We start from the raw sequence: 4,687 nt of genomic DNA on the forward strand, positions 1-4,687 counted from the left end.
AGGATCTGCGCGACCACGCCGTCGACTACACGCTCGCGTTCCGCGACCTCGCACGGCTCGCCCACGAGGAGTCGCCGGGCGAGGAGGGGTCGCGCCTCCCCGAACCCGACCGGCTCGGCCCCTGGTTCGCCGCGTGGACGGCGCTCCGCCCCGACGGCGACGCCATGGATAGCGTCAATCCGCTCCGGATCCCGCGCAACGGAGTGATCGACGACGCCCTGGAGGCGGCGAGCGCGGGCGACCTTGCTCCCTTCGCATCGCTGCTCGAGGCAGTCGCCCATCCGTTCGAGGCCGGAGTCGACACCGATCCGGAGCTCGCGCGCTTCGCCCGCCCCGCGGATCCCGGCCGCGGCCGCTACGTCACCTACTGCGGGACGTGAGCCCGGGTACCGCCGCATCGGCCGCACAGGGGTTTCCGAGTAACGTAGAGGCATGGCCGACACCCCAGCCAGCCCCCAACCGCGCGCCGCCGTGGTCTACCATCCGATGAAAACGGACCTCGAGGGGCTGCGCGTCTCGGTGCGACGTTACGAGGCTCGCGCGGGATGGGCGGCGACGCGCTGGTACGAGACCGACGAGGCGGATGCGGGGATCGCCGCCACCCGACGCGCGGTCGAGGCCGGGGCGAGCGTGATCCTCGCCTCGGGAGGCGACGGGACGGTGCGCGCCGTGGCCGAGGCCCTCCGCGGCAGCGGCGTACCGCTCGCGATCGTGCCGCAGGGCACCGGCAACCTCCTCGCCCGCAACATCGGCCTGCCGCTCGGCGACATCGACGAGGCGGCCCGGGCCGCATTCCTCGGGCGCAACCGATCGATCGACCTCGGAGTGATCACCATCACCCGCCCGCCCGGGGACGATGACGAGGAGGCCCAGAACGAGCACGTCTTCCTGGTGCTGGCCGGCATGGGACTGGACGCCCGGGCGATCACGGCGACGAGCTCGAAGCTCAAGAAACGCGTGGGCTGGTTGGCCTATGTCGACGCGGGGTTCCGCACGATGGTGAAGGACGCGCCGTTGCGCATCCACTATTCGGTCGACGGCTCAGCCGTACAGTCGCTGACCGTCTACACCGTGATGATCGGGAACTGCGGCGTGCTTCCCGGCGGGGTGCTGCTGATCCCGGAGGCGGAGCTGGACGACGGGCTGCTCGACGTCGTCGCCCTCCGCCCGCTCGGCCCCTTCTCCTGGTTGCGCATCTGGCACAAGATCGGCTGGGAGAACGGCGTGCTCCGCAAGTCGAAGGTCGGCCGCCGGATGATCGACCTCGTGCACGACACCCGCAACGTCACCTACCTGCGCGCGGCCCGCTACGCCCTCTCGGTGCCGCACCCCGAACCGATCCAGCTCGACGGCGACGACTTCGGGCTCGCGCTCGCGGCCAGCGGCTCGGTCGATCCCGGCGCACTGGTCATCCGCGTGCTTCCCGAGTGGGCGCCGCCCCAGGCCTGAAGCGTTCGCGAGGTCCGACCCACCGGACGGGGCCGAGCCTGAGCCGCTCGCCTCGCGCGCATCCGGCACCGCCTCCACCGCGGGGGTCCAGGGAAGCAGCGTGAGCGGGCGCGACCGACTGTAGAGCCGCAACGCCTTCGCGGCCGCATGGGTCCGCGCGCTGAGCGGCTGCGGCGCATCCATGGTCACCGCTCCCCGGTGTCGGTTCGGATCGTATCGGTGCGGGTCGCGTCGGATCCTGCCGTTCCGGTTCCAGCGGCGCTCGAGCTGCTCGTGCCGGATCCGCGGTTCTCCGCATGCTCGTCGGTCTTCTCGGTGGTCTTTTCGGCGGCATCCGGATCCTCCGCCGCGTCGGGATCCTCGGCCGCATCGGGATCCTCGGCGCCGTTCGCGGCCGCGCCGGAGCCGGCGGCCGGGCAGTTCTCGCTGACCGCCGGAACCCGGGTGAAGGGCAGCGGGGCCGGCTCCGCTTGGTTGCTCCCCTCCGGATAGGCCTCCTCGCCGTTGTAATCGTCGTAGTAGTCGTAGCCCTCGACCTGCTGCAGCGGGAACACGTTCCAGCCGCTCCACCCGTTGGGCAGCGCCGCGAGCGGGTTGCGCGCGTAGCGGTACTCGATCCCCGACTCCTCGTCGAAGAAGTAGGGCGGCTGCTCGCCCTCCAGCGTCGTCAGCGGGGTGCCGTCGCGGGCGAAGAGCTGCACCCCGTCGAGCGGCTGACCCGTGCAGTCGTAGGCGAAGATGTTGCCGATCTGCATGCCGTCGAGCGTGAGTCCTCCGTAGTACGCGGGCTCAGCGTAGACCTCCGGCCCGGAAACGAATCTGTCGCGGGCCATGCCGATCGCCGGGATCAGCGCGAGGACGGCCACCACGCTCACCGCTCCGCGCAACCAGACCAGCCATCTCCGGGGCAACCAGGCTCCGCGACCCCACTGGACGCTCACCACCACGCACGACACGAGCAGCAGGACACCCGGGATGCTGCCGAATAGTGCGCCGAACGCCGAGCTGATCCACACGCCGAAGAGGACGGAGAGCACCAGTACGCCGACCCACGCGATCACCGTGCCGCGGATCACCCACCAGAGCGGGCGCAGGGTGAGCACGAAGTCGCGGATCCCGCGGCGGGCCGGCGTGGCGTCCCAGAAGGCGCGGGTGCGCGCGGTGAGATCCCGCGCCGTCTCGGCGAAGGCGCCGCGGATGCTGCGGCGCCGCTTCTCGCCGGCCTCCTCGCGCGCGGGAAGGCCGGCGGCCTGGCGGAGCTCCTCGGCGTAGGCGCTCGGATCTCCGAGCTCACCGCCGTCCGCCAGCCGATCGGCCAGGTCCGCCTGGAGCCCGTCGAGCAGGTCGTCGAGTTCGTCTGCGGGCAGGTCGCTGAGCCGCTCGCGCACGGCCGCGGCGAAAGCGGTAGCGCGCTCGTCGTGGGTGTGGGTGGATGCGGAGGCGGTCATGCGCCTGCTCCTTTCGCTGCGGCGGGACGCGGGGCGCCGACTGTGGTGTCGTGACCGGCTCCGGGTGTGATGAGCGCGGTGATGATGCTCGAGAAGCTCCGCCAGTCCTCGCGCTGCTGCTCGAGGACCTGCTCGCCGCTCGGCGTGACGCTGTAGTACTTGCGGTGCGGGCCGTCGTCGCTCGGCACGACGTAGGTGCTGAGCGCGCCCGCCGCGTAGAGCCGCCGCAGGGTGCCGTAAACCGAGGCGTCGCCGACCTCTTCGAGCCCGGCCTCGCGCAGGCGGCGGACCACGTCGTAGCCGTAGCCGTCCTCGCGTTGCACGACGGCGAGCACCGCGGCGTCGAGCACGCCCTTGAGCAGTTGTGTCGCTTCCATGCACACTAGTGTGCGTTACGCAGTAGTGTGCCGTCAAGAATCCGCGGCGGCGTGTCGCGGGGCGCCTGGCCGGATTGGCGCGCGGCAGGTGGTGGCGCAGGAGCACGCTGTCGCTGCAGCGCGACTGAGGCGCAGCCCGACTGAGCTGGGCTGCAGCCCGACTGAGCTGCAGGATCGCACCGATCTGCAGAATCGCACACCGTGGCCCCGTTTCGCAGGTGCGATTCTGCTGATCGGTGCATTTCTGCTGAGGGGCGGGCGGGGGAAGGGACAGGGAGAGGGACGCGAGAGGAGAGGGATGCGAGAGGGGAGGGACGCGAGAGGAGAGAGACTCGAAGTCCGGGGAGGGAGGGGAGGGGCGCGAGGGCCGGGGCGCGAAGGCTAGGGAGACCGGGTCGGGGCGCTAAGCTCCGGCGCCCGAGATCACTTCGCGCAGCCAGTCGCGGGCGTCGCGGAAGCGCTCGTCGTCGTGCACGTCGTGCGTGGTCGCCGCGATCCGATCGGCACGGGGGTACGAACCGAGGAAGACCACCTTCGGACTGAAGCGCTTCACACCCAGCAGGGCGTCGGCGACCCGCTCGTCGCGCACGTGCCCCTCCGCGTCGATCACGAAGCGGTACCGCCCCATGCGGTCCCCGATCGGGCGCGAGGCCAGCAGCGTCAGGTTCACGCCACGGGTGGCGAACTGCTCGAGCAGGTCGAGCAGCGCACCGGCGCGATCCTCGGGCAGCTCGACGATGAGCGACGTCTTGTCGGCGCCGGTCGGCTGCCCCACCGGGGTGTTGCGGCTGACGAGCACGAAGCGCGTCACCGCGTCGGGATTCTCGGCGATCCCCTCGGCCAGCACATCGACGTCGTAGTACTCCTCGATGCCTGGCGGCGCGATCGCGGCGTCGACGCCGGCGTCGATCCCCGCCTCGCCGAAGAGATCCGCCGCGGCCTGCACGTTCGACGTCGCAGGCAGATGCCGATGCCCGCTCAGGTTCGCGTCGAGCCAGGCGCGGCACTGCCCGTAGGCGACCGGGTGCGCCGCGACGACCTCGACGTCCTCGAGCTTGCGCCCCGGCCGAGTCACGAGCACGAAGCGCACCGGCACCAGGTACTCGCCGATGATACGCAGATCCGGGATCGTGGCGAGCGCATCCTGCGCGACCGAGACGCCGCCGTCGATCGAGTTCTCGATCGCGATCATCGCGGCATCGCTCGCGCCGGTCACCACATCGTTCAGCGCCTCGCCCAGGTTCGCGACGGGCCGCCATTCCTGGCCTGCCGCCTCGGGCACCTGGCGCAGTGCGGCCTCGGTGAAGGTCCCGGCCGGGCCGAGATAGCTGTACCGGCGGGGCGGGGCGGGCGCGTTCGACATGTCCACAAGCGTACCGCCGCGCTCCGCTCGCCGCCCCTCCGCGTCGCCGC

Annotated in this window: 4 protein-coding genes and 1 pseudogene; 2 read left to right on the forward strand and 3 right to left on the reverse strand. The window is 71.5% G+C overall.

Annotated features, from left to right (window positions below):
* Both ACFPZL_RS10170 and ACFPZL_RS10175 read left to right on the forward strand, forming a co-directional pair.
* A pseudogene (locus ACFPZL_RS10170) lies at positions 1-380 on the forward strand (hypothetical protein); the annotation flags it as partial.
* Between the two features lie 52 nt (positions 381-432).
* Positions 433-1,449: a diacylglycerol/lipid kinase family protein gene (locus ACFPZL_RS10175; RefSeq protein WP_218115334.1), complete on the forward strand. Its 1,017-nt coding sequence runs from the start codon at positions 433-435 to the stop codon at positions 1,447-1,449.
* A gap of 185 nt (positions 1,450-1,634) precedes the next feature.
* Here the strand turns inward: ACFPZL_RS10175 and ACFPZL_RS10180 are convergent, their stop codons facing one another.
* The 3 genes from ACFPZL_RS10180 to pheA all read right to left on the reverse strand — a co-directional run bounded on the left by ACFPZL_RS10180 (position 1,635) and on the right by pheA (position 4,637).
* A complete protein-coding gene (locus ACFPZL_RS10180) occupies positions 1,635-2,897 on the reverse strand; it encodes a hypothetical protein (protein ID WP_218115336.1) in 1,263 nt (420 codons plus the stop codon).
* Complete coding sequence (locus ACFPZL_RS10185; protein ID WP_218115338.1) at positions 2,894-3,274, reverse strand: PadR family transcriptional regulator; 381 nt, start codon at positions 3,272-3,274, stop codon at positions 2,894-2,896. Before ACFPZL_RS10185 ends, ACFPZL_RS10180 begins: the two co-directional genes overlap by 4 nt.
* 403 nt (positions 3,275-3,677) lie before the next feature.
* Positions 3,678-4,637 carry a prephenate dehydratase gene (gene pheA, locus ACFPZL_RS10190; RefSeq protein WP_218115340.1) on the reverse strand — a complete coding sequence of 320 codons (960 nt, stop codon included), beginning with the start codon at positions 4,635-4,637 and terminating at the stop codon, positions 3,678-3,680.
* Positions 4,638-4,687: the final 50 nt, after the last annotated feature.

The organism is Leucobacter soli, from assembly GCF_042659205.1.
Taxonomy (GTDB): domain Bacteria; phylum Actinomycetota; class Actinomycetes; order Actinomycetales; family Microbacteriaceae; genus Leucobacter; species Leucobacter soli.